General features: G+C 67.9%; 15 protein-coding genes. 5 read left to right on the top strand and 10 right to left on the bottom strand.

The window, feature by feature from the left end:
• Positions 1 to 31 precede the first annotated feature (31 nt).
• Complete coding sequence (locus tag G6O54_RS31735; protein WP_165233031.1) at positions 32 to 1,738, bottom strand: ABC transporter permease family protein; 1,707 nt, start codon at positions 1,736 to 1,738, stop codon at positions 32 to 34.
• A gap of 137 nt (positions 1,739 to 1,875) precedes the next feature.
• On the opposite strand from G6O54_RS31735, the gene G6O54_RS31730 reads away from it, so the two are divergent.
• Entirely contained in the window at positions 1,876 to 2,886 is a 1,011-nt protein-coding gene (locus tag G6O54_RS31730; protein WP_165233028.1) for a zinc-dependent alcohol dehydrogenase family protein, read from the top strand.
• Positions 2,887 to 2,928: 42 nt separating this feature from the next.
• On the opposite strand, the gene G6O54_RS31725 is transcribed toward G6O54_RS31730, so the two are convergent.
• From G6O54_RS31725 to G6O54_RS31715, 3 genes are read right to left on the bottom strand one after another with little or no spacing between them, the layout of a single operon-like run.
• Positions 2,929 to 4,035 (bottom strand): ABC transporter ATP-binding protein, encoded by a 1,107-nt coding sequence (locus G6O54_RS31725; RefSeq protein ID WP_165233025.1) that lies wholly within the window; start codon positions 4,033 to 4,035, stop codon positions 2,929 to 2,931.
• Positions 4,036 to 4,041: 6 nt separating this feature from the next.
• Positions 4,042 to 5,304: a hypothetical protein gene (locus tag G6O54_RS31720; protein WP_165233023.1), complete on the bottom strand. Its 1,263-nt coding sequence runs from the start codon at positions 5,302 to 5,304 to the stop codon at positions 4,042 to 4,044.
• 4 nt (positions 5,305 to 5,308) lie between these two features.
• Positions 5,309 to 7,213 carry a M28 family peptidase gene (locus tag G6O54_RS31715; protein ID WP_165233068.1) on the bottom strand — a complete coding sequence of 635 codons (1,905 nt, stop codon included), beginning with the start codon at positions 7,211 to 7,213 and terminating at the stop codon, positions 5,309 to 5,311.
• 281 nt (positions 7,214 to 7,494) lie between these two features.
• Between G6O54_RS31715 and G6O54_RS31710 the strand changes: the two genes are divergently transcribed.
• Positions 7,495 to 8,811, top strand: a complete 1,317-nt coding sequence (locus G6O54_RS31710; RefSeq protein WP_250847184.1) for a hypothetical protein — start codon at positions 7,495 to 7,497, stop codon at positions 8,809 to 8,811.
• A gap of 25 nt (positions 8,812 to 8,836) precedes the next feature.
• On the opposite strand, the gene G6O54_RS31705 is transcribed toward G6O54_RS31710, so the two are convergent.
• The 4 genes from G6O54_RS31705 to G6O54_RS31690 form a co-directional block, all read right to left on the bottom strand.
• Positions 8,837 to 10,279, bottom strand: a complete 1,443-nt coding sequence (locus G6O54_RS31705) for a sigma-54-dependent transcriptional regulator (RefSeq protein ID WP_165233021.1) — start codon at positions 10,277 to 10,279, stop codon at positions 8,837 to 8,839.
• A 76-nt stretch (positions 10,280 to 10,355) separates the two neighbouring features.
• Positions 10,356 to 12,236, bottom strand: a complete 1,881-nt coding sequence (locus G6O54_RS31700; RefSeq protein WP_165233019.1) for a S1C family serine protease — start codon at positions 12,234 to 12,236, stop codon at positions 10,356 to 10,358.
• A 176-nt stretch (positions 12,237 to 12,412) separates the two neighbouring features.
• Entirely contained in the window at positions 12,413 to 13,540 is a 1,128-nt protein-coding gene (locus G6O54_RS31695) for a DUF2135 domain-containing protein (protein ID WP_165233017.1), read from the bottom strand.
• A 200-nt stretch (positions 13,541 to 13,740) separates the two neighbouring features.
• On the bottom strand, positions 13,741 to 15,441 hold the full coding sequence (locus G6O54_RS31690) for a hypothetical protein (RefSeq protein ID WP_165233015.1): 1,701 nt from the start codon (positions 15,439 to 15,441) through the stop codon (positions 13,741 to 13,743).
• Positions 15,442 to 16,004: 563 nt separating this feature from the next.
• Here G6O54_RS31690 and G6O54_RS31685 point away from each other — a divergent pair.
• Entirely contained in the window at positions 16,005 to 16,403 is a 399-nt protein-coding gene (locus G6O54_RS31685; protein WP_165233013.1) for a hypothetical protein, read from the top strand.
• 125 nt (positions 16,404 to 16,528) lie between these two features.
• Here the strand turns inward: G6O54_RS31685 and G6O54_RS31680 are convergent, their stop codons facing one another.
• Positions 16,529 to 17,791, bottom strand: a complete 1,263-nt coding sequence (locus tag G6O54_RS31680; RefSeq protein ID WP_165233011.1) for a hypothetical protein — start codon at positions 17,789 to 17,791, stop codon at positions 16,529 to 16,531.
• Positions 17,792 to 18,357: 566 nt separating this feature from the next.
• On the opposite strand from G6O54_RS31680, the gene G6O54_RS31675 reads away from it, so the two are divergent.
• Together G6O54_RS31675 and G6O54_RS31670 are read left to right on the top strand one after the other, a co-directional pair.
• The gene (locus G6O54_RS31675) at positions 18,358 to 20,136 is read left to right on the top strand and encodes a 30S ribosomal protein S1 (RefSeq protein ID WP_165233008.1); all 1,779 of its coding nucleotides are present in this window, start codon (positions 18,358 to 18,360) and stop codon (positions 20,134 to 20,136) included.
• 669 nt (positions 20,137 to 20,805) lie between these two features.
• Positions 20,806 to 21,642 carry a sigma-70 family RNA polymerase sigma factor gene (locus G6O54_RS31670; protein ID WP_165233005.1) on the top strand — a complete coding sequence of 279 codons (837 nt, stop codon included), beginning with the start codon at positions 20,806 to 20,808 and terminating at the stop codon, positions 21,640 to 21,642.
• Between the two features lie 27 nt (positions 21,643 to 21,669).
• Here the strand turns inward: G6O54_RS31670 and G6O54_RS31665 are convergent, their stop codons facing one another.
• Positions 21,670 to 22,392 carry a PEP-CTERM sorting domain-containing protein gene (locus tag G6O54_RS31665; RefSeq protein ID WP_165233001.1) on the bottom strand — a complete coding sequence of 241 codons (723 nt, stop codon included), beginning with the start codon at positions 22,390 to 22,392 and terminating at the stop codon, positions 21,670 to 21,672.
• Positions 22,393 to 22,595: the final 203 nt, after the last annotated feature.

The following is a 22,595-nucleotide window of genomic DNA, read 5'->3' as shown; positions in this document are numbered from 1 at the left end:
GGGAATCGAACGCGGACTGACCCGCTCCATCCTACCCGATCAGATGCTCATGCGTCGAGACGCGCGACCGGGGCCCGGGCCAGGCGGCCCATGCCAGGGCCAGCAAGCACGCGGCGACGGCGATCAGGGCGAGGGCCGCCGCCCGAAATCGATCGCCGCCGGGGAGCCCCGCCAGGACGAGGACCGCCGGCCCCAGGGGTTGGCTCTCCGGCAGGGTCGCCAGCAGGATCGCCGGGCTGATCGACGTCGCGCCGATCGTGCTCAGGAGGGCGATTCGGCTGGCCGACCGGGCCGAACCGGCCCTCGCGAGGCGGTTGGCCCGGCCGCGGCCCGCACCGGCGACCTCGGCCTGGTGGGCGCGACTCGTCCCGTCGGACGAGGATCCGCCGGGGTCCACGTCGGCGTCTCGGCCTCTCCGGAGCATGTCCGCGCAACCGCCGATCACGACGAGCAAGCCCGGGACGGCGGCCGGATCCAGGAGCCAGGAAACCCCGCCGAGGACGCTTCCGACCACCGACCGACCGCCGGAGCGATCCGCCCAGACGGCCGCCATGGAGGCGACCCGGGCGATCGAGAGGACTCCGATCCCGATCACGAGGGACGGAATCCCCCCCAGGAGGGAAGTCCGCCGACGGCCCGGACGCTTCGAATCGGGCGCATCGTGCATCCTGGGGCTCGATGGGCTGGCGAGTGCCGAGACGGCCGCCAGCAGGAACGCGAGCCCGCACGATCGTCCCAGGATGGCCACGGTGGAGCGCGAGAGCATGCTCGCCGGGCCGACGTCCCGGATCCCGTCCGTGAACAGGATCAGGAGGCCGGCGACGGGCGCCCAGGCGAGGCAACACCAGCTCGCCAGGAGGATGCCGATGAGGCAGGCCTTCAGCAGCCCGCGCGGCTCGCGACGGAGCGGCGGCGTGCCCTCGCCTCGGGGCGGTGTCGCCCGCGACGCCCGTCCCCAGAGCCGGAAGAGCAGGAGTCCGGCGGTCGCCATCGCCAGGATCAGAAGTCCCAGGGCGGCTGACCGAGGGAACGGGCTGCGGCCCCTGGCGGAGACGACGAGCTGGAAGGCGATGGTCCGTCTCAGGTTGAGGATCAGGGCAGGGCCCGGATCGGCGAGCGTGGCGGTGAAGAGGAAGCCGGCCACACCCCCCGCGATCGGGCGGATGAGGGGCCATGAGGCGTTCCACCAGGCTCGCAACGGCCCGGCCCCGGCGAGACGCGCCGCGTCCTCGAGGGCGGGATCGAGAGTCCGGCGCAACGAGCGGACCGCCCAGGCGACCAGGGCCACGCCGGGGACGACGGCGGACCACGCCCAGAGGAGCCAGCTCCACGAGAACCGCCCCGGGCGGTCCGCGAACCCGGGATCGCCGAGCACGCCGATGAGGCCGAGACAGAGGAAGCCTGGCGCGATCACGGCGGGCCCGAGGACGAGAGACGGCCAGGCCGCTTCGCCGGGGGCGGACCGGCGGCCGAGGACCTCACCGAACGCCACGCCGACCACCAAGGACACCAGCGCCACGGCCGCCGCGACGGCCAGGCTGTTGCCGATCGAGATCCAGACGATCGGATCGAAGGCCGCCAGGATCAGGGGGAAGACGGTCACGATGACCGTCTCGCCGCCGGACGACGGCGATTGCGTCGGGACCGCGTCGATGCCGGGTCCGATCACCAGGAACGCCGCGCCGAAGAGGGCGAGGATCGGGATCGTCAGCGCCAAACCGACCGTCCTGCGGGCCATGCTCTCGATGACCTCTCCCGGGAGGAACCGAGCGATCCCCCCCCTGGCGGCCCGCCGGCGTGCGCGTCATCCTAACAGCAGCGAACCGCGGCGTACCAGTTGATTGCACCTCGCCCCGTGGAATGATGAGACGCCCCATGAGAGCCTTCCGACTCCATTCGTTCGACGGTCCCCGGGCCTTACGGCTCGAGGACGTGCCCGCGCCGTCGCCGGGTTTCGGGCAGGTGCTGATTCGCATCAAGGCCGCCTCGTTGAACTACCGGGACCTCCTGATTTCGCGGGGACGCTACAACCCGCATCTGCCCCTCCCGATGATTCCGCTCTCCGATGGGGCAGGGGAGGTCGTCGCGATCGGAGAGGGGGTGGCGCGGGTCAAGCCCGGCGATCGTGTCTCCGGGAACTTCATGACGGGATGGGCGGAGGGGCGTATCGACGCGGCCAAGGGGCGGACCGCGCTCGGTGGCGAGGCCAGCGGCGTCCTCGCGGAGCAGGTCGTCCTGCCCGAATCCTGCCTGGTCCACATCCCCGCCCACCTCAGCTTCGAGGAGGCGGCTACGCTCCCCTGCGCCGGGGTCACGGCCTGGCATGCCCTCTTCTCGAGCGGACAGCTCCAGCCCGGCGAGACCGTGTTGACGCTGGGGAGCGGGGGAGTCTCGGTCTTCGCCATCCAGTTCGCCGCCATGGCCGGGGCGCGGGTGATCGCGACGTCGAGCAGCGACGCGAAGCTCGCCCGGCTCAAGGAACTGGGTGCCTCGGAATTGATCAACTACGGGACCACGCCGGAGTGGGACAAGAAGGTCCGGGAGCTGACCGTCGGCGTGGGCGTGGACCATGTCGTCGAGGTCGGCGGGGCCGGCACCCTTCCGAGATCCCTGCGTGCCGTCCGTGTGGGCGGGCATGTCGCGCTGATCGGCGTGCTGACCGGTCTTGGAGAGGTCAATCCGACGGCAATCCTGATGAATAGTATCCGGGTCCAGGGCGTCTATGTCGGGTCGCGGGCCATGTTCGAGGCGATGAACCGCGCGATCGCCGGCCGCGGGCTGTTCCCGGTCATCGACCGAGTCTTCCCGTTCGAGGAGTCCGTCGAGGCCCTGGAGTACCTGGAAAGCGGCAAGCACCTCGGCAAGGTGGTCATCCGGATCGGCTGAGGCACGCGCCCCGGACCGGACGAGTTCCGCCGCGGCGGCTCGTCAGACCAGCTTGCCGGGGAGCAGGGTGACGAATTCCGACGCGACGGATAGCGTGAGGCTCTGGCCCTCGCGGAGGGCTCGCGAGCGACTCTGGAGGGCCCGCGCCATGATCGGCCAATCGCCGGGCCCTCGCAGCTCGATGTGCCGGGTGTCACCCTGAAACGTCATCCGCTCGATGGTGGCGGGGAATCGATTCCAGTCGGCGGGGATGTTCGGACCCAGTGCCAGGGTCTCCGGTCGAATCGAGACCGTCACGGGGGTGCCGGGCGGCAGCGATAACGCGAGCGACGGGCCGGGCATCGTCGCGACCAGCCGGCCCAGTGGGGTCCGGACGACGACCTCGCGGCGAGGCTCCGGGCTCGACCCGGAGCTGTCGATCTGGCCCTGGAACAGGTTGGTCGGGCCGAGGAACCGGGCCACGAAGGAATCGACCGGGTAGTTGTAGACCTCCTCGGGCGGCCCGGACTGGATGATCCGCCCGAGATCCATCACCGCGATCCGATCGCAGGAGGCCAGGGCTTCCGGGACGTTACGCGTGAGGAGGACCGTGGTGATCCCGAGCTCGGACCGGATCGTCCTCAGGTCCGCCATGGCCTCCGCCCGGCTCCGGGCGTCGAGGAGAGCGAGCGGCTCGTCCAGGATCAGGATCTGGGGCTCCGAGATCAGGGCCCGGGCGAGCGCGACGCGGAGAGCCTGCGGCGGCGTGATCTGTTCCGGCCGCCGGGCGGCCAGGCTGTCGATCCGCATCATCGTGAGCGATTCGGCGAGCCTGCGCCGACGTTCCGCGACCTTCGCCTTCCGCACGACGAGCGGGTAGGCCACATTCTCCGCGACCGTCATGGACGGCCAGAGGGCCAGGTCGGGGAAGACCAGGCCGATGCCCCGGAGGCTGGCGGGGATCGCGTGGACCATGCGGTCGTCGAGGTAGATCTCGCCATCGTCCGGCGTTTCGAGGCCGGCGAGCAGCCTGGCGAGCGAGCTCTTGCCCGCGCCCGGAGGACCGACGACGGCGCAGACCTCGCCCGACGGGACCTCGATCGAGGCGCCGTCGACGGCGGCGAGCTCGCCGTAACGCTTCACGAGTCCGTCGGCGATGAGTCGAGCCATGGACACCTATCCGGGCTGCGGGAGACGCCCGGAGGCCACCCGGGCGACCCGACGATATCGCTGCCTGGCCCAGGCTGTCCACTCCCTTCTGAGCCACTCCCGGAAGTCCGCCTGGCGTGCCAGGCGTCCGCCGGCCGCCCCGGCGAGCTCGGCGAGGAACGAGCCGTCGATCGGACGCGTCGGCCTGAGCCAGCTCTGGACGAGCCAGAAGCGGGCTTCCGGATCGGGGGCGACGCGCGCGGCCAGGTCCTGGACCATCGCCAGCGCGTGGTCGCCGCCCCGTTCCTGGAGCTTCTTCACGAAGGCGGGGGGCCAGGGAGGGGGCTCGAGGAGCCAGGCCCTGGCCGGAGACCCGGCACCGGCGTTCGCAGGCGCTCGGCCCAGGATCTCGCAGGCTTCCCTCAGCTCCTCCTGGGCATCCACGAGAGTCGAGCCCAGGAGGTCCGCCAGGAGCTCGGAGCGCCGGGCGTCGTCGACCGTCTGGGCACGCCGCCCCTCGATCGATGCAGGGCCCGCAAGGACATCGAGAATCCGCTTACAGGCCGCCGGATCGGCCGCATGAGAGCCCACCGCGCCCCATTCCTCGTAGACGATGTCCGAGGAGGCCATCTCGGATGGGCTTGCCAGTTGCAGCGTCCAGACGGGAGCAGTCCCGGGTCGGTCCTCGGCCGCGGATGCGGTCCCCGCCTGCCACCCCGCGGACCGCGCCGCGTTGCCGTAATCGAGGAGAACCGAGGCGTAACCTTCCAGCCACCCCTGCTGGGTTAGCCGGCCTTCAGCCCAGGTCAGGGTCACCGGATCGACGCGTGGATCCTCCAGGATCGGTCGCCCGGACGGTCCCGCGTCCGTTCCTTTCCCGCCGGCCACGATGGCGAGCCTGCGGACGACCCTCGGCGCGGGATCGGCTTCCCCGCCGGCCCCGCCGAGCTGTCCCGCCGCGGCGAGTCGCTCATACTCCCATCGGGGCCCGCCCAGGTACATGTGGATGGCCGGGACCCGGACACTCGCGCGATCGAAGGGGAAGCCCGACGGGAGCTCGATCCAGGCGATGCGGATCGACGCGAGGTCCGCGCCGGCCGCGCGGAGCTTCCGCTCGGCCTCGGAACGGTCCGCCGCATTCCACGGCGTCGCGATCCTCACCTCGACGGAATCCCGGGAACCCGGCGCGATCCAGGGCCCCGGGATCCGACCGCATCCGATCGATCCCGAGAGGATCCAGAGGGCGAGCATCCGGCGGATCGGGGCCGAGCCGGCCATGCGGTTGGGCATGGCGTTATTGCTTGTGAGAGGCGCCGGTCGTCCCCCCAAGCTCCGCCTCGATCTTGAGGTCCTCGCCGCCGCGACGAACGCCGACATGGATCTTCTGGCCGGGCTTGTAGCCCTTGAGGCTCTCCATGTAATCGTAGATCGTGGCGATCTTCTTGTTCTCGATGCTCGTGATGACGTCCCCCCCCTTGAGGCCGGCCTTGGCGGCGGGGCCGCCGTCGCGAACGCCGCTGAGCTTCATCCCTTCCTTCGCCTCGTCGCCGTAATCCGGCATGACGCCAAGGGTCGCGCCCATCGCGACCGACCCGGACTGGGCGGATTCACGACGGGGGGGATTCAGCCTGGCGAACGCGGGCCGTTCCGGACGCCGGATGAGGTCCAGCGCGAGGAGCTCCATGTAATCGCAGATCCTCGCCATGCCGCCGTAATTGATCCGATCGGAGTCGTCGCTGGGACGATGATAGTCCGGGTGCACCCCCGTGAACGCGAAGAGGACCGGGACGTCCTTGGCGTAGAAGGACTGATGATCGCTGCCGCCGAACCCGTCCGTGAGGCCGGTGACCTTCTTGATGGTCAGGCCGGATGACTTGCCGAGCGCCTCGACCACGAACTCCGACCCCGGGGACGTCCCCGTGCCGATCATGGTCAGCTCCCGCTTGAGGTTGAGCCGGCCGACCATGTCGAAGTTGATCATCATCACGGTCTTGTTGAGCGGGAAGAGCGGATGGTCGACGTAGTACTGCGACCCGAGCAGGCCCTTCTCCTCGCCCGAGAAGGCGATGAAGACCACGCGGCGGGGGAGCGGGTCGCGGCGGGTGGAGAGCCTGCGGGCCATCTCCAGGACCGTCGCGGTGCCGGACGCATTGTCATCCGCCCCGTTGTGGATCTCGCTCGAGAGCACCGCGAGCGAGCCGGAGAGGAGTCCACCCCGGCCCAGGTGATCGTAATGGCCTCCGATCACGATCGTCTCGTCGGCGAGGGGCCCGCTCCCCTCGAGGACCCCCACCACGTTCCGCGTGGTGATGCCCGGCCGGTCGATGGTGACCCTGGCGGTGACGGAGACGCCCTGAAGCTCGCGAGACCTCGGCCGGAGGTCGGAATCGATCCGAGCCTCGATGTCCGCGAGCTTCGGCGAGCCGGCCGCCGCCAGGATCTGGTCCGCGAAGTCGCGGGTCACCATCACGAACGGCAGCTTGGACGACGTGTCCTCCTCGCGGCGGACCTGGACGAGCCCGAGCAGGTTGTCCTTGCCGCCTTCGAGGCCGGCGAGGTCGTTGACGAGCAAAACCATCGCCGCGCCGTGCTGGAAGGCGTTCGTCGCCTTGTGGCGGAATGTCGCGTATTCGCTGGTCTTCCTGCCGTTGAACGGGCTATCCTCGCGGTCCTGCTGCGGCTCCCGGCGGATGATGAGGACGGCCTTCCCTTTCACGTCGATCCCGGCATAGTCGTCGTAGTCGAGCCCCGTCTTCTCGTCGCGGGCCGTGATGCCGTAGCCCGCGAAGACGATCGCCATCTTCTCCGCCGAACCGCTCGAGCCGATGGCAAGCGGCGTATAGCTGGTCTTCAGCTCGGCGCGGAGCTCCTTGCCGTTCTGGGTGTGAATCGCCAGGTCGTTCGCGGCCCCCAGCGTGGGCCGGCCGGCCAGCGTGAATTCCTGGAAGTAGCCGTCCGCCCCCGGGGCCGTCTTGAGTCCCAGCGACTTGAAGGTCTCCGCGATGAATTTGGCCGCCGCCTCGATGCCGCTGGACCCCGGGGCTCGCCCTTCGCGTTCGTCGGACGCCAGGAACGTGACGTCGGCCCGGAGCCGCGACTCCGTCGGCGAGACGTAGGCCGCGGATGCCTCCGTCGCGGCGGCCGGGGGTGGCTCCTGGGCCCGACAGAAGGGCACCCCGGCGAGGAAGACAGCAAACATGGCCACGCGAGCCTTGTCGAACGCGTGCCTTTGGTTGAGATCGAGCCCGACTTCCTCGCCCCCGAGCCGCATACCGTGCCGTCCTTTCGTCGCGACGCAGATCATCGGCCACGTCGACCGATCGGTCTCGATTCTCAAACCTGGAAGGCGGACCGTCAAGCACCCCCGAGTGGAGTCGGTCGCCTCCGCGCGCCGGAACCGGCCGTCGTTGCGTCCCGGTCCTGCTTCCGATAAGCTGGCCGCAGAGGGTTTGACACTTGTCTCCTGGAGCGGGGAGCACGATGGAAATCTCGAAACGATTCCGGCCGGCGATCGCCGCGGCCGCGACCCTGGCGGCGACGCTGGGGATCGGCGTATCTCCTCCGCTCGCGGCACAGACGACGCCCGCCGATGCGGCGCTCCGTGACAGGGTGCTCCAGCTCGTGGAGCGGCTTGGCGATCCCGATCCAAAGGCCCGGGACGAGGCGGAAACCCGGCTGATCAAGCTCGGTGAGAAGGCCCTTCCGTTGCTCCCCGAGTCGGGCGCGGTCCAGGGTGACGAGCGGACGACTCGGCTGGTCAGGGTCCGCGACCGGCTCCGTCAGGCGGCCGATGACGCGGGCACCGGCGCCAGCAAGGTGACGATCCAGGCGAAGGGGATCCGGCTCTCCGAGGCGATCCAGCAGTTGCAGAAGCAGACCGGCAATCCGATCACGGACATGAGGGAGCAGCTCGGTGCCGAGGTGACCAATCCGGCGTTCGATCTGGATCTCAAGGAGGTCTCCTTCCACGAGGCCCTCGACGAGATCGCCCGGCTTGCGAAGGTCGCGCTCAATGCGTCCACGGGAGACGGTTCGATCGGAATCACCGCCGGGACGGCACCGAAGGCCGCAATGGTCAAGTACGTCGGCCCGTTCCGAGTCGCCTTCCGGCAATTTTCAGAAGCTCGGGACCTCCAGGCGGAAACCGCGACGGCCAACGCCCAGCTCGATTTCGCCTGGGAACCGCGGCTCCGGCCGATGATGTTGACCCTGAAGGCCGATCAGCTTGCGGTGAAGGACGATCACGGCCGAGTCGTCAAGCCGCAGACGATGATGGAGTCGAACGAGCTGGTCCTGCGCCCCGACTTTCCGACCGCGGAGTTGAACATCAGCCTGGAGGCCCCGGACCGATCCGCGACCAAGCTCGCCAGCTTCCGGGTCAAGGCCGATGTCATGTTGCCGACCGGGATGAAGACCTTCCGTTTCCCGAGCCTGGCGGAGGAGAACGCGACGTCCACTCAGGGGGACGTGAAGGTCACCCTCCTGCGCACCGAGATCGACGAAACGGTGTGGAAGGTCGAGGTGGAGCTGGTCTATGAGTCGGGGGGGCCCGCCCTCGAGAGCTACCGTCAGGGCCTCTTCAACAACCGCGTCTGGATCCAGAAGGCCGACGGATCGAAGTTCGACCTCAACGGCGGCTTCTCGAGCACGGGGGCCGAAGGCGGGAAGCTCGGCTTCGAATACATCTTCTCCGATGTCCCCGGCAAGCCGGCCGATTACCAGCTTGTCTACGAGACGCCCAGCAAGGTCGTCACGGTCCCCATCGAGTTCGAGTTCAAGGACGTACCGCTCCCCTGAGAGGCCGTGGCGTGGCGGGGCGGACTCACGCCTCCCGGTCGCCGACGGCGGACCGGACCTGGCGATTCCGGGACTTGAAATCGGCCCGATCGAGGCCGTATTTCTGGAGCTTCTGCGTCACGCTCCGACGGGACAGCCCGCTGTGCCGGGCGCACCTGGCCACGTTCCCCTTGTATTCCGCGAGCAGTCGCTGGAAATACTCCTTCTCAACCTGGCCGATGAGGTCCTCGGTCAGCTCCGGGAGGAGGCGATTGATGTCGATCAGGCTGTGATGGCCCGCGGCCCTTCGGGCCGATTTGGGGGCGAGGAGCCCGGGGAGGTTCTCCGGGCGGATGACCGAGCCGTCGGCGAACGCCGAGGCGGACTCGATGGCGTTCCGGAGCTCCCTCACGTTGCCGGGCCAGTCGTGCTCGAGGAGCGCCTGCATGGCCTCGGTCGCGATCTCCCGCAAGGCGGTCCGACGCGTCCCGTTCGCGTTCTCCAGGAAGTGCATGGCCAGCAGCGGGATGTCCTCGCGGCGCTCCCGAAGGGGAGGGATCTCGACGCGGATCACGTTGAGCCGATAGAAGAGGTCGCGGCGGAACCGGCCGGCGGCGACCTCGTCCTCCAGTCGCTTGTGGGTGGCCGCGACGATCCGGACGTCCACCTTCAGGGACTCCGTCCCCCCCACCCGCTCGAAGACTCCGGACTGGAGGACGCGCAACAACCTGGCCTGCATGGACGGCGAGATGTCGCCGATCTCGTCGAGCAGGAGCGTGCCGCCGTCGGCCGCCTCGAAGCGGCCCGCCTTGCGCCTCTCGGCCCCGGTGAATGCCCCTCGTTCGTGGCCGAACAGCTCGCTCTCGAGCAGCGAATCGTTGAGGACCGCGCAATTGAGGGCCACGAAGGGCCGCTCCCTCCGGCCGCTGGCCGCGTGCATGGCTCGGGCGACCAGCTCCTTCCCCGTGCCGGTCTCTCCCAGGATCAGCACGGTCGAGTTGAGCGGCCCGACGTGCTTGATCAGGTCGAAGATGTTCCGCATCCGCGGGCTTTTCGAGATCATCGTCTGGAAGCTGTAGTCCTCGTGGAGCTGGGTCCGAAGCTCTTCCAGATCGTCGATGAGACGTCGGCGATCGAGGGTCCGCTTGACCAGGAACTGGAGGTGGTCCGGGTTGAACGGCTTGGTGAGGAAGTCGTCGGCACCGGCCTTCATCGTCCGCAGGGCGTCGGCCGTGTCGCCGTAGGCCGTGAGCACGATCACGCCGACCGGATACCGCTCTCTCCGGATCCGGGAGAGCAGGTCCAGGCCGCTGATGTCCGGCATCCGGAGGTCGGTGATCACCAGGTGGAACGTCTTCTCGTCGAGCTGCTCGAGCGCGTCCTGCCCGCTGGCCGCGGCCTCGACCTCGTAACCACCCTCCTCGAGCACCTTGCGAAGGTGATCGCGATTGAATTCCATGTCGTCGACCACGAGGATTCGCCGTGTCATCAGGAGCTGTCCATCCTTTGATTTCGCACCCTGGTAGTCTGGGACCGGTCCGACAGGCTCGCTTGGTCGTCCTCGATCAGGAAGGCCCCTTCGCCGGCTCGAGATGCGGCGAGGGCGCCGGCGCGGGGGCCGGCTCCAGGGCCGGCGGCAAGGGGGAGATCTCGTTCAGGTCCGGCGCCGGCACGGGCTTGACGTCGGGCTTGGGATCGGGTTTCGGCTTCGATTCGGTCTTCGGTGGCGGCGCGGGCTCGGGCTTGGGGGCCGGCTTCGTCGGCGCGGGCTCGGGCTTGGGGGCCGGCTTCGGCTCCGGCTTCGTCGGCGGCGTGGGCTCGGGCTTGGGTGCCGGCTTCGGCTCGGGTTTCGGCGGCGGCGTGGGCTCGGGCTTGGGTGCCGGCTTCGGCTCGGGCTTCGGCGGAGGGGTGGGATCGGGTTTGGTTGCGGGCTTCGATTCGGGCGGCGGAGTCGGTCTCAACTCCGGCTTCGGTTCGGGCACGGCTCCGAGCTCGGGTGCGGCGGTGGTCGACGGAGGCTTGCTCGGGGAGAGCCGAGGCAGCTCGACCGGACCCGGCTCGGCGGATGGCCTCGGCTCGACCCTCGTCGACCCGCGGGCCGGTCGTTTCGGGATGGGTGTTGACTCTCCGTCTGGTTCGTCGGGAAGGACAGCCCGCCCCTCGGACGGTTCGGAGATCGGATTGAGCTCCTTCGGCAAGTCCTCGGAGATCGTACTTCCGCGCGTTCTCCGGCCCGCGGCGCCGCCGGTCGCACCGGGAGGCACCTGACGGACCGGGGCACGCAGGGTGCGGGACGGGGCCATCGTCCTGGGGCTCGCGGACGGTCGGCTTGCGATGACACCGGTGCCGTCCGGCCTGGCCGCCGAGCTCACCGAGACATCCTGCGAGCCGCCCCCGCGGGTGATGGTCAGCCGGAACGTCCGCCCGACGGGGGCGTTCTCGACGACGCGCGAGAGAGCCTCGACCTCGACGATCGGGCTGCCGTCGACGGCCACCAGTCGATCACCGACGAGGAATCCGGACGTCTCCGCGGGGCTTCCCGGTGTGACGGCCGTGATGACGAGGGCGGGCGGGATTCCCTGGTCCACGGGACCGGCCGCGTCGCTGCCGATTGTCAGCCCGAGGTAGCCTCGGCGCACCTGGCCGGATTCGGACACCTCAGCCACGAACCGGCGTGCGGCCTCCGCGGTGATCGCCAGGCCGAACCGGTCCGGCACGGCGCCCCCGGCCCCGGGGCTGACGTTGATGCCGACCACTCGACCTTCCAGGTCCACGAGGGCCCCCCCCGCGCTGGTCCCGCCGGTCAGGGCGTCGGTCCAGAGTGCATCGGACTCACCCGGCGACGATCGAACCGGCCCGCGGCCGCTGACGATCCCCGCCGAGATGACGTGCGATCGGCCCTGCGGCCGGCCGACCGCGACGACCCAGTCGCCCATCTGCGGCGGCTCGGCGGCTCCCCACTCCGACGCCTTCAGGCGGATCGCCTGGGGGTTGATCCGGATCAGGGCCAGGTCCGACCGGGGATCTCGCGTGACCTGTTCCGCGTCCATCTGCCGGCCGTCGGTGAAGACCACGACGGCCCTGGCGCCGCCCCCCAACGCCTGCTGCGTGGTGAGGATCAATCCCCTGCCGGCGTCCACGACCACTCCGCTCCCTCCCCCCGCCGGCGCGATCAGCCGGCGGTATCCCGGGGCGGTCGCCGACATGTCAATCGACTGGGAACCGAACGGGGATTGGAGTCCGGAGGGATCCTCCACCACCGAGGATCGCACCGCGACGACGGAAGGGAGTACGCGCTCCGCGGCCCGGCGGAAGCTCGCGGACAGGCTGGCGGCGTCCCCCTGGGCGAAGAGGGAGGCGGGGGATGCGGCCACCAATAAGCAGGAGAAGATCAGGGACCGACGGGATGCCCACGCTCCTGCAGACCATGCGAGGTGGCTGGCCATGAGAGTCGCTCCATCGAATGACCAGGCGGCGCGGTTCCTCCGAGCCTCCTGCGTGGATCGCCGATCCACGGGCCCTCCCCGTTCCGGACCAGGTCCCCCCGGAGAGAGCCGCGCATGACTATACCGAGGACGGGGAAAGGGCCGCAATGCCTCTGAATCTCAAACACGATCGCGGGCTAGCGGACACCCCTGGCGGCGGGGGGAGCCTGGGTTGGCGTGTGCGGAGGCGTCGCCTTCTTCTTGTTCTCTCCGGAAGTCACGGATTCCATGGCGGCGGCCGGGCTGAGGAAGGGGAGGACGGCTTTCCTGCGGCCACCTTCGAGCTTCACCACGATCGGCTTCACCTGAGGGTCCGCCGGGGCCAGGGTGTGGATCTTCTTCTCCTCGCGGTCCGAGCCCTCATGCGTGATCGTCTCCAGGGTCAGCCGCGTCGCGGGCTTCTCCGGGTCCGAATAGACCATGGAGATCCGGACCGTGTATTCGCCGTCGAATCCCCTGGGACAGACATAGACGTCGTCCGGATGCTTGCCATAGCCGTTCTTGATAACCGATCCGCCGAAGACCGTGCGAGGGAACGACTTGCTGGCCGTGGCCCCGAGCGGTTCGGTGACGACCAGGTCGTAGTCCGCGTCACCGTCCCAGGTGAGCCGAATGTAGACGTCTCGAGCCTCGGACCGGGCCAGGCGATCGAGAAGCGTCGTCGCCTCGGACTCGCGTCCTTCCTCCTTGAGAGTGCCCGCGAGCTGCTCGACCTGTTTTCGCGACTCCAGGCGGAAGTAGTCATCCTGGCCCGGCCATCCCAGGGCGAGGAGCCGCTCCACGGAATCCGCCATCCGCACCGGATCCTTCGTCTTCTGCGCCAGGTTGATCGACATCACCAGCGGCTCGGAGCGGTGCGGGACCTTGCCGGCGGCCTCGTCGAGGAGGTCGCCGACCCGATCGAAGTAGCCTTTCAGGTACAGCTTGTCGGCCGCGCTGACCAGGTCATTGGGGTTATGTGTTCTCTTGGCCAGGTCCGCCGCGTAATTCAGCGATGTTTTGATATCTTCCGGGCGGCCGTGGATCATCTCCGTGGAGAGCGCAAGGGCCTCGTACATCCAGGGCTCGCGATTCCCCGCTCGGTGCGTCAGGTAACCCGTCAGCATCGCGTGGACTTCCACGAACTTCTCGCTGCCGTTCAGGATTCGAAGCGACTCTCGAAGCTGCATCGCATCCTGATCGTGCGTCCGATAGTAGTCCGACCAGAACTTGTAGGGGTCAACCTCACCCGCAGGGCGGCGGATCACTCCCCTCGCCGCATTCACCGGTTGCAGGCTCCTGACTCTCCCTTTCTGGTCCGTGATGGTCGGAGAGCCGTTCGTCCCACTCGTCGTTCGCCCCGGAATGCGCGTCGCGCCGTCGGCTCCCGGGGAAACGCCACCGGGGCCAGCCGGCAGCATGCTGCCGGACTGGCCCCGGGGATTTGAGGGGGTTGTTGAAGCGGGCGAACCTGAGGTGGCGTCACTCAGTTGCTTTTTTTTTGCATGAACGAGGAGTCCGGATCCTGGGAGATGGGCTCGACCGGCACGGACATCATACCCATGCCGCCGCCCATACCGCCCATGCCGCCGCCCATGCCGCCCATGCCGCCGCCGCCCATGCCACCCATGCCGCCGCCCATACCGCCCATGCCGCCCATGCCGCCGCCCATACCGCCCATGCCGCCGCCGCCGCCACCCATGAGCGAGAACGGGATGATGGCGAGATCGGCCACGGGATAGACGCGGATCTCGGTCTGCTGATCCTCGGACGTGGCGGACGTGATCATCAGGTAGCCGTCCTTCACCGTGTAGGTGAGGCCAAGCTGCTTGAGCATGAGCCGGAGGGTGCTCTTGAGGGGCACTCCCTCGAGATTCAGGGAGACGGGCGAGGTCAGGGTGCGGTCGGCTTCCTGAAGGCCCAGCGGGTCCACGTAGATGGGGATGCCGGAGTCATTGGGCCCCTGTGTCGCCTGCTTGAGATACTGGAGGACTTCCTCGAGGGGCGTCTCATTCGGGAAGTTCATCGGGACCGGCTGATTGAGCTTCTCGAGGATCTGCTTGGTCTTGGGGTCGCGATCGAAGACATCGACGGCCTTGCCGTAACGGGCGATCCGCCGCTCCGAGAGGGTCCGGAACCGCTCGGCGTCGGGATACTCGATGATCTGGTCGTCGGGGAAGGGGACCGCTGCGCGAGCGACGTCCTGCATGGTCAGCATGTAGCGGTATTCCTTGAGCAGCTCGAACTGCATCTCCTGCGCGAGGAAGCCGAGCGTCGTGGAGACGAACATGCCGGCATAGGGCGCCGGATCCTCATCGCTGTAGGGGAGCGTGCCGCGGTGCATCAGGGAGCGGGCATGCTGGGACAGGATGCGCGCCTGGTAGAAGGGCGCCGTGGCCGCCGAGATGTTGCCCAGGCCGCCGTTGTAGAGCGTGTTGTAGACGCCCTCGCCCATGAGCAGGTCGAACTGGGTCATCATGGCCTGGATCGTCTGCTGATTCTGGACGAGCTGGGAGATTCCGCGCTGCCGCTGCTCGGCGGCCGCGATCTTCCGCTGCGTCTCGGCCCTCTCGAGGACGATCCGCTCCTCGTCCCGGACCGTGTTCTGGATCTGCGCCTGGATCCGGCGATCCATGGACTTGCGAACGCTCTCGGGCACGTTCAGCGAGGACCGGACGAGGTTCTGGGCCAGGTGCAGGTGAGTGAGCGCCGCCTCCGGCTGCCCGCTCTCCACGAGCTTGCGGGCGTCGGTGAGCCGATGGTTCACATCGTCCTCGAGCTGCTGACGCGCGACGGTGTCCGCCTGATCCGCGTTCTCGAGCGTGGCGTGCGGCTGTTCCGCGGGAGCCGGCGTGACGGCCGCCGCGGGGGCGGGGGGCGGGGTGGGCTGCGCGGGAGCCGGAGGGGCCGGATCCTGGAACGCCACCCGCATCACCTCGGCGGAGGCCGCATTGCTCTCCTTCAGGCCGCGCGTCGCGTCCGCGTTGCCCGGGTCGAGCTCGAGGGCCTTCTGAAAGAAGCCCTTCGCCATCGCGGGGGCCTTCTGCGCCAGGGCCTGCCGGCCCAGGTCATTGAGCTGCGAGGCCAGCGGCGGCCCGTCGTCGCCCCTAGCCACGGCGCCGGATAGCAGGATGCCACCCAGCGTCGTCAGCCCGGCGCCTTTCCACAGTCGCGCGGTTCGAGACATGTTCGATGCTCTCCACCAGAGGGGTTAACCGGCAGCAGGACCGGCTTGGGCGCTAAGGTTTCCCCAGCTTTACTCTACGATCGGCGCGCCGGGCCGACAAGCGGTTCCGGAGGGGCCGTGGGATCGCCTTGAAGTAGCCAGGAGCGAAGAAGAACTGGACCGGAAAGCGAGTCGCGAAGGGCGGATCGTCGACCCCCCGGGCCTCGCCTCGGGGCCCGGTCCGGATCAACGCTCCAAATCACGCGGACGCCGACTCTCGTTCGACCTCCATTATGCCACATGCTTCGGAATCAGGCTCAAGATGCGAGACCCGGACCGCGGCGACGACGGCCATCGTCTCGAGGGTGCACGCCCATCGGTTCGCCGCGATGCCCCCGCCATTCGCCTTTGACACGCGGGGACGCATGTCCTACAGATTCTCCAAGTGCAATGCAGACGAGAAGTTCGCACGCAACGCCGGTCGATCGAAGCGATCGACCCTTCGCCGGTCGCGTCTCCGGACGGCGCGGCCCGCGGGCGAGGGCTCGACGGTCGCCACGAGTCTTTTCCAGGACCGAGACATCATGAGCGAGGATAACGAAGAGACGACCTCGACGGCCGCGGAATTCGATTTTTCCGCCTACCCTTCCAACTCGGTCTTCCACGATCGGCGGGAAGGGCGCGATCGGAGGAATCGTGCCGATCGCGCGAGCAGTCCGATGCCCGTCGGACGCGAGGGCGAGCCTCGCGAGCGACGCGCTCGAAAAGAGCGTCGCAGGCGGATCGACCCGACCACCTTCGAAAAGCAATATACGGACGATGAGCTCGAGTTCATGAACGCCATGCAGCGCTTCAAGGAACGGACCGGCAAGGCGTTCCCGAGTTATGCCGAGGTGATCCGGGTTGCCGTGTCCCTGGGCTATCGCAAGGAGGTCGATGAGATCGATCCCCACGAACAGGAAACAACCTCCCTGGAGTTTTGATCGCCAGGAGACCTGGATGTGCCGCGGGCGGGGAAGCCCGCCAGGAACCACGAAGGCCGGCCCGCGCGAGGGATGCGGGGCCGGCCTTTCGATTGATGGGCAGAGTTTCGGGTCGGAGGACCTGCTCACCGGGTCGCGGTGTCGCGGGATGGGGCGACGGTGACCACGGCGGGTCCGGTGAAGACGTTGACCCAGGCGTAGACCGCCTCGCGAGTCAACCGCACGGCGCGGGTCACCTCGGTCGAGGGGGGTGGAATCGTCGGGTGGACCGTCGGGGCCGAGGGTCGACCGGCCACCGGCACCAGGGCGAGTCCGCGGGAGGGGACGCCCTGCGACCGCACCGCGAAGGTCCCGAACCCGTCCTCGGACGTCATCGCCAGCCCGTCAAGCTCCGGGTCCAGGTCGTTCGAGACCTTCGGCAGCTCGGCGAAGACGCTCTTCGGCAGCTCGGCGAAGACGATCTTCGGCAGCTCGGACTTCACAGGTTCGGCCTTGGGAGTCGGCTTCGGGGGAGCGGGGGTCGTCGCGATCCGGACCGGCTCGGTCGACGGAGTGGGTTGCGTCTTTCGGACGATGGGCTGCAGGTTGCCGGCGAAATAGAGGTTCGCCCCCTTCTCCATCGCTCCAAAACCAGGATTCGAGGCGGCCAGCTTCACGGTCTCCTTGACGGAAGGAGTCGTCTTCGCGCCGGTCCTCGCGGCCGGCGTCGCCGCGACTCGACGGGCGGGGCCGCCGAGGAGGGTTTCACAGACCTTGAGCCCGTTGACGGGCCGGGGCGCCACTCGAGGCGGATTGGACTTCGCCTTGGAGATCGGGGCGCGGGACATCGACTCGGTCATCGCGACCCGGACGCGGTCGCGGAAGCTCCTCCCGACGGCGAGGAAGTCGACCCGGGCCGCGGGCTTTTCGGGGCGGCGGACGACGGGGGGCTTGACCCCCAGCGCGACGGGACGGCCGTCATGGTCGCGATCGAGCTCCCAGCGGGCGAGCCGGACGACCGCCGCCGGGGGGACCGGGGCGGACTTCCGCACGAGCTGGGCCGGTCGGAAGACAACGTGAAACGCCTCGGCAGTGGCCGGGGATCGGTCCGTGACCGGGCGGCTCGCGAGGCGGGGCGACGCCTGCCGCGGGGCCGGCCCGTCGGAGGCCGGTGCGGGGGTCGCGATCGGGGCGGGGGATGTGGGGACGGCGGCCGCGGGGCGGCCCGCGTCCCGGTTGTTGCTGACGATCACATAATCCGCGTCGAGCGGATGGCGGGTGTCCCAGTCGGCAAACCTGGCATTCATCCAGTTCTGAGTGGAGGCGACCCAGCTCTCAAGTCGGGCCGCTCCGGGGATCGTCAATCCCAGGGCCGCCACCAGGCTGACCAAGACCAGTCGCAAAGTCATCGGTCGTTCTCCGGGTCGTTGATTCATGATTGCTCAGGAAGCTAGTCCTTGGCGTCTTGTACACGTCCGGTACAGGCTCTTTTCCTTGTTGAACAATATCGACGAGGTAGGAATGTGGCTTTAGGAACTCAGGGCAATTTAAGTGGAACAAGTATTCTGGTGACTCACTCTCGATTCCGTGGACTGTTTGGTCTCGGCGAAGCGTACCGGGGGGCGCGCGACCTTGCGGGCGACCGGATCGCCCTCAGCACGAGGTCTCATCCCGACCCTACGAATGCGGTCGGATCGCTGACGCGCGCGAGGAGGCCCATCCGCTCGGTGCTCAGGCCCGGCGATCCGGCGCGGCGTTTCCCCCGATCCTCCGTTGTCTTCTCAAAGGGTTTACTTATAATGGAAGGTTCGGGTATTCCATCTCTTGCGTGGAGGGGTGGTCTTCTTTCTTAGGGAATTCGGGATGGAGGCGGGTGAGGGGGGGCTCCTTCGCGGGGGCTGCCCGGATCGCCGGCTCCGCCGATCAGCGGGCCGTGTCTAGGTGGACACGACCGGAATCGAAACGAAACTCAAACATGGTAGATCGCAACCTGCTCCGTGAGTTCGACGTCAGCGATGACGAATTGACCGCCGTCGTCACGGCCGAGGACGGCACCAATAATCTCGAACAGTTCCTGGGCGAGGGCCAGAACTTCGAGATCGGATCGATCGTGTCCGGCAAGGTCGTCGAGCTGGTCGGCGACCAGGTGGTCGTCGATGTCGGCTACAAATCGGAAGGACTCGTCCCGCTCAACGAGTGGGAGGATGAGCCGCCCCCGCAGCCGGGCGAGTCGGTGGAAGTCCTCCTCGAGGGGATGGAAGACGAGACCGGCGAGATCGTCCTCTCCCGCCGGAAGGCGCACCGGATGCGGGCCTGGGAGATGGTCATCTCCAAGTACCACGAGGGCGACGTGGTCAAGGGGAAGGTCACCCGCAAGATCAAGGGAGGCCTGCTGGTCGACATCGGCGTGAACGTCTTCCTGCCGGCCAGCCAGGTGGACATCCGCCGCCCGTCGGACATCGCGGACTACATCGATCAGGACATCGAGTGCATGATCCTGAAGATCGACGAGAGCCGCCGCAACATCGTCGTCAGCCGCCGCAAGCTGATCGAGAACACGCGCGAGCAGCAGAAGAAGCAGTTGCTCGAGGTCATCGAGGTCGGCCAGGTGCGGAAGGGCACCGTCAAGAACATCGCCGACTTCGGGGCGTTCGTGGACCTCGGCGGCATCGACGGCCTGCTCCACATCACCGACATGAGCTGGGGCCGGATCAATCATCCCAGCGACATGCTCAAGATCGACGACCAGCTCGAGGTCATGGTCCTCCACGTCGACAAGGAGCGCGAGAAGATCGCCCTGGGCCTCAAGCAGAAGAGCCCCAGCCCGTGGGAGAACGTCGCCGACAAGTACCCGGTCGGGACTCGCGTCATCGGCGAGGTCGTCAATGTCATGAGCTACGGCGCGTTCGTCAAGCTCGAGGAGGGCATCGAGGGCCTGGTCCACATCTCCGAGATGAGCTGGACCAAGCGGATCAACCACCCGAGCGAGCTGGTCAACATCGGCGACAAGATCGAGGTGGTCGTCCTCGGCATCAACAAGGACAAGCAGGAAATCTCCCTCGGCATGAAGCAGACCCAGGTCAATCCCTGGGACCAGGTCGCCGGCAAGTACCCGCCGGGCACCATGGTGGAGGGGACCGTCCGCAACCTCACCAACTACGGCGCCTTCATCGAGATCGAGGAGGGCATCGACGGCCTCCTGCACATCTCGGACATGAGCTGGACCCGCAAGATCGGCCACCCCAACGAGCTCCTCGAGAAGGGTCAGCGGATCTCCTGCCAGGTCCTCAACGTCGACCAGGATCGGAAGCGGATCGCCCTGGGCCTCAAGCAGCTCAAGGAAGACCCGTGGGAGACCGACATCCCCGGCCGTTACGAGCCGAGCGACGTGGTGAAGGGGAAGGTCACCAAGCTGACCAACTTCGGCGTCTTCGTCGAGCTCGAGCCCGGCCTCGAGGGGCTCCTCCACATCTCCGAGCTGGCCGACCACAAGGTCGATAGCCCGGAAGAAGTGGTCAAGGTCGGCGACGAGATCGAGGTCAAGATCCTCCGCGTCGATCGCGGCGAGCGCAAGATCGGGCTTTCGCGCAAGAAGGCCCACTGGACCAAGCCGGGTGAAGAGGACAGCGAGACCGAGGGCGCCGAGACCTCCGAGGCTCCGAAGGAGACCAAGGAGCTCAAGGGCGGCCTCGGCGGCGGCGGACCCCTCTTCAGCATGGGGACCCCGACCAACACCGACTCGTCCGGCAGTTGATCGTCTCCGGGCGAGCGTGAACCGGCCCATCGACGCCAATCAACCACCCAGGACCGCCCCGTCGCCCCGCGACGGGGCGGTCCTTTTCGTTTCCCCACGCCGCACGGTGACTCATCCCCAAGCCGGAGATCACCGGCATACCCCCTCACGTCCCTTCGGATCATCGTGCCGCGCCGAATCGGTACAATCCCCACATCCCTCAGCCTACCGTGCCAGTCTTAACGTTTATCCAGTCGCTATTCGTCGCATATCCCCAATACATCCTAGATTTCCGGGTCCCACTTAAGTTATCAAAGAGCGGGCTCCGATATCTCGTGTTGTGGGATCTGGCCTGCGGAATTGGACGCGTTTGAACTGGCATCGAGCGGTGGCTCTCGGTGCGAGTTGATGCGGCGTGGGGTGGCGATCCGGGCGTGGGTGTCGGCGGTTGCCGGCGGCGTCACTCCCGGGCCGAGGCCGGAGCGATGACTCCCGGCTGCGCGTCTTCCCGCCCGCTCCCCGACGAGATCGTCGGGGATACCCCGTGAGACGGGGCTCGTTCGGTTCCAGGAGACTGCGCCAGGTCAGTCCACCCGTTTGAGACCATCATGGCCGATCCGCCTCGCCCCGAGGCCTCCCGATCCGTTGCCAAGGGCGGACGCTGTTTCGATCGACACAACGAGGATCTTCATGGCCCGTATTCGCCGACACCGCCGTGACGTGGTCCAGAGCCCCCTGGAGACCTATCTCCGGGAGATCAACGAGATGGCTCTGTTGACCGCGGACGAAGAGAAGCAGTTGGCCCATCGGATCTCCGACGGAGACGACTCCGCACGCGACCGGATGGTCAGGGCTAATCTCCGGCTCGTGGTGAATATCGCCAGAGGTTATGTGGGGAAGGGGCTGGCCCTCCAGGATCTGATCGAGGAAGGCAATCTCGGGCTGCTGCGGGCCGTCGAGGGCTTCGATCCCAGCGTCGGCACCCGGTTCAGCACCTATGCGAGCTACTGGATCAAGCAGTCGATCAAGCGGGCGCTCGTGAACACCGCGAAGCCGATTCGTATCCCGGCTTACATGGTGGAGCTCCTCTTCAAATGGCGGAGGATGGCCGCCGATCTCCAGGAAACCCTGGGGCGCCCCGCGACCTTCGAGGAGGTCGCGCGGGAGCTCAAGCTCCCGAAGAAGAAGCTGGCGATCGTCAAGAAGGCCATCAAGGTCTACAACCTCGTCCCCCAGACGGATCAGCCCGAGAACGGCTGGAGCCTGGGCGAGATGCTCATGGACGAGCGGACGCGGACTCCCGACGTCGAGATGGTCGAGGCCGACAACCTCCGCCTGGTCATGAACCGGCTCGAGGAGATGGACAAGCGCGAGGCCACGGTGCTCCGGATGCGATTCGGCCTCAACGATGCGCCGCCCAAGACCCTCAAGGAGATCGGCGAGTCGCTGGGATTGACGCGCGAGCGGGTCCGGCAGATCGAGAACGAGGCGCTCGGCAAGCTCTCCGCCTCGCTGCTGGCGGACTGAATTCGCGCCTCGGCGGGACCGGAGCCGTCAGCCTCGGCGGCTCGCGCAGCGGCCGAGCCAGGCGAGCCCGACGGCGGCGAAGATGACCAGGGTCGTCGGCTCGGGCACCGGGGCGGGCAGCCTCCCCTGGAGCGCCCGCAGGTTCGTCAGCGGCTTCGCGCCGGAGAAGTTCGTCGAGAAGTCCCCCTGGAACGTGCTCTCGGATTGGGCCATGACCCGGAAGTACGCGTCCGCGCCGAAGGTCTGGGCGAGGCGGCCGCCGGTGATCTTCATGTTCAGGTCGAACACGCCCGCCTGGGAAATCGACCCGTCGCGCACCGACTGGGCACCGAACGCCGTCGGGATCCCTTCCAGCAGGAGGCCGTGGTAGACCTCGCCGTTGATGGTCACGGTGCCGTAGAGCTGGAAGCGATTGTCGGGCGCCTCGATGAGTCTTCCATTCTGGTCCAGCTTGAGCTGCAGGGTCTGGGTCAGCGTCCCATCCGGGTTCGGCTGGACATTGACCATCTCGTCGCTCCGGGGCCCGAGCGCCAGGAACTGAGGGGCGTTCACCACCTGGAAGGTCCCGGTCTTCGAGGCGGGATCGAAGGTGTAGGTCTGCGATCCGACGACGTCCCCCGCGATGTCGGGGAACGAGCGGACGGTCCGGGGGCGGATCAGGTCCGCGGACGCCGACGATCCGAGACCGAACAGGGTCACCGCCAAGCCGGCGACCGCCTTGAAGACAGTGTTGAAGCACGTCCGTTGCATGGTGTCGTCCCTGGAGACGCGAGTCGTCGGTTGGGACCGTCGTCTTGCTGGCGCAGCATCCTTGACTGACGAGGCATCCGCCTGGGATCGGCGGCCTGCCCGCGCGAGGGGCCGGATTAAACCCCGAACTCCGGAAGGCGTCAATGCGAAACGGCGCGTTGCTCTCTCCCTCTCTCCGGAAAGGACGGCTTGATCCTCGAGGG

It is taken from the genome of Aquisphaera insulae (assembly GCF_011064615.1).
Lineage (GTDB): Bacteria > Planctomycetota > Planctomycetia > Isosphaerales > Isosphaeraceae > Aquisphaera > Aquisphaera insulae.
The sequence above is the reverse complement of the archived record's forward strand: the minus strand, read 5'-3'. Positions and strand labels throughout refer to the sequence as shown.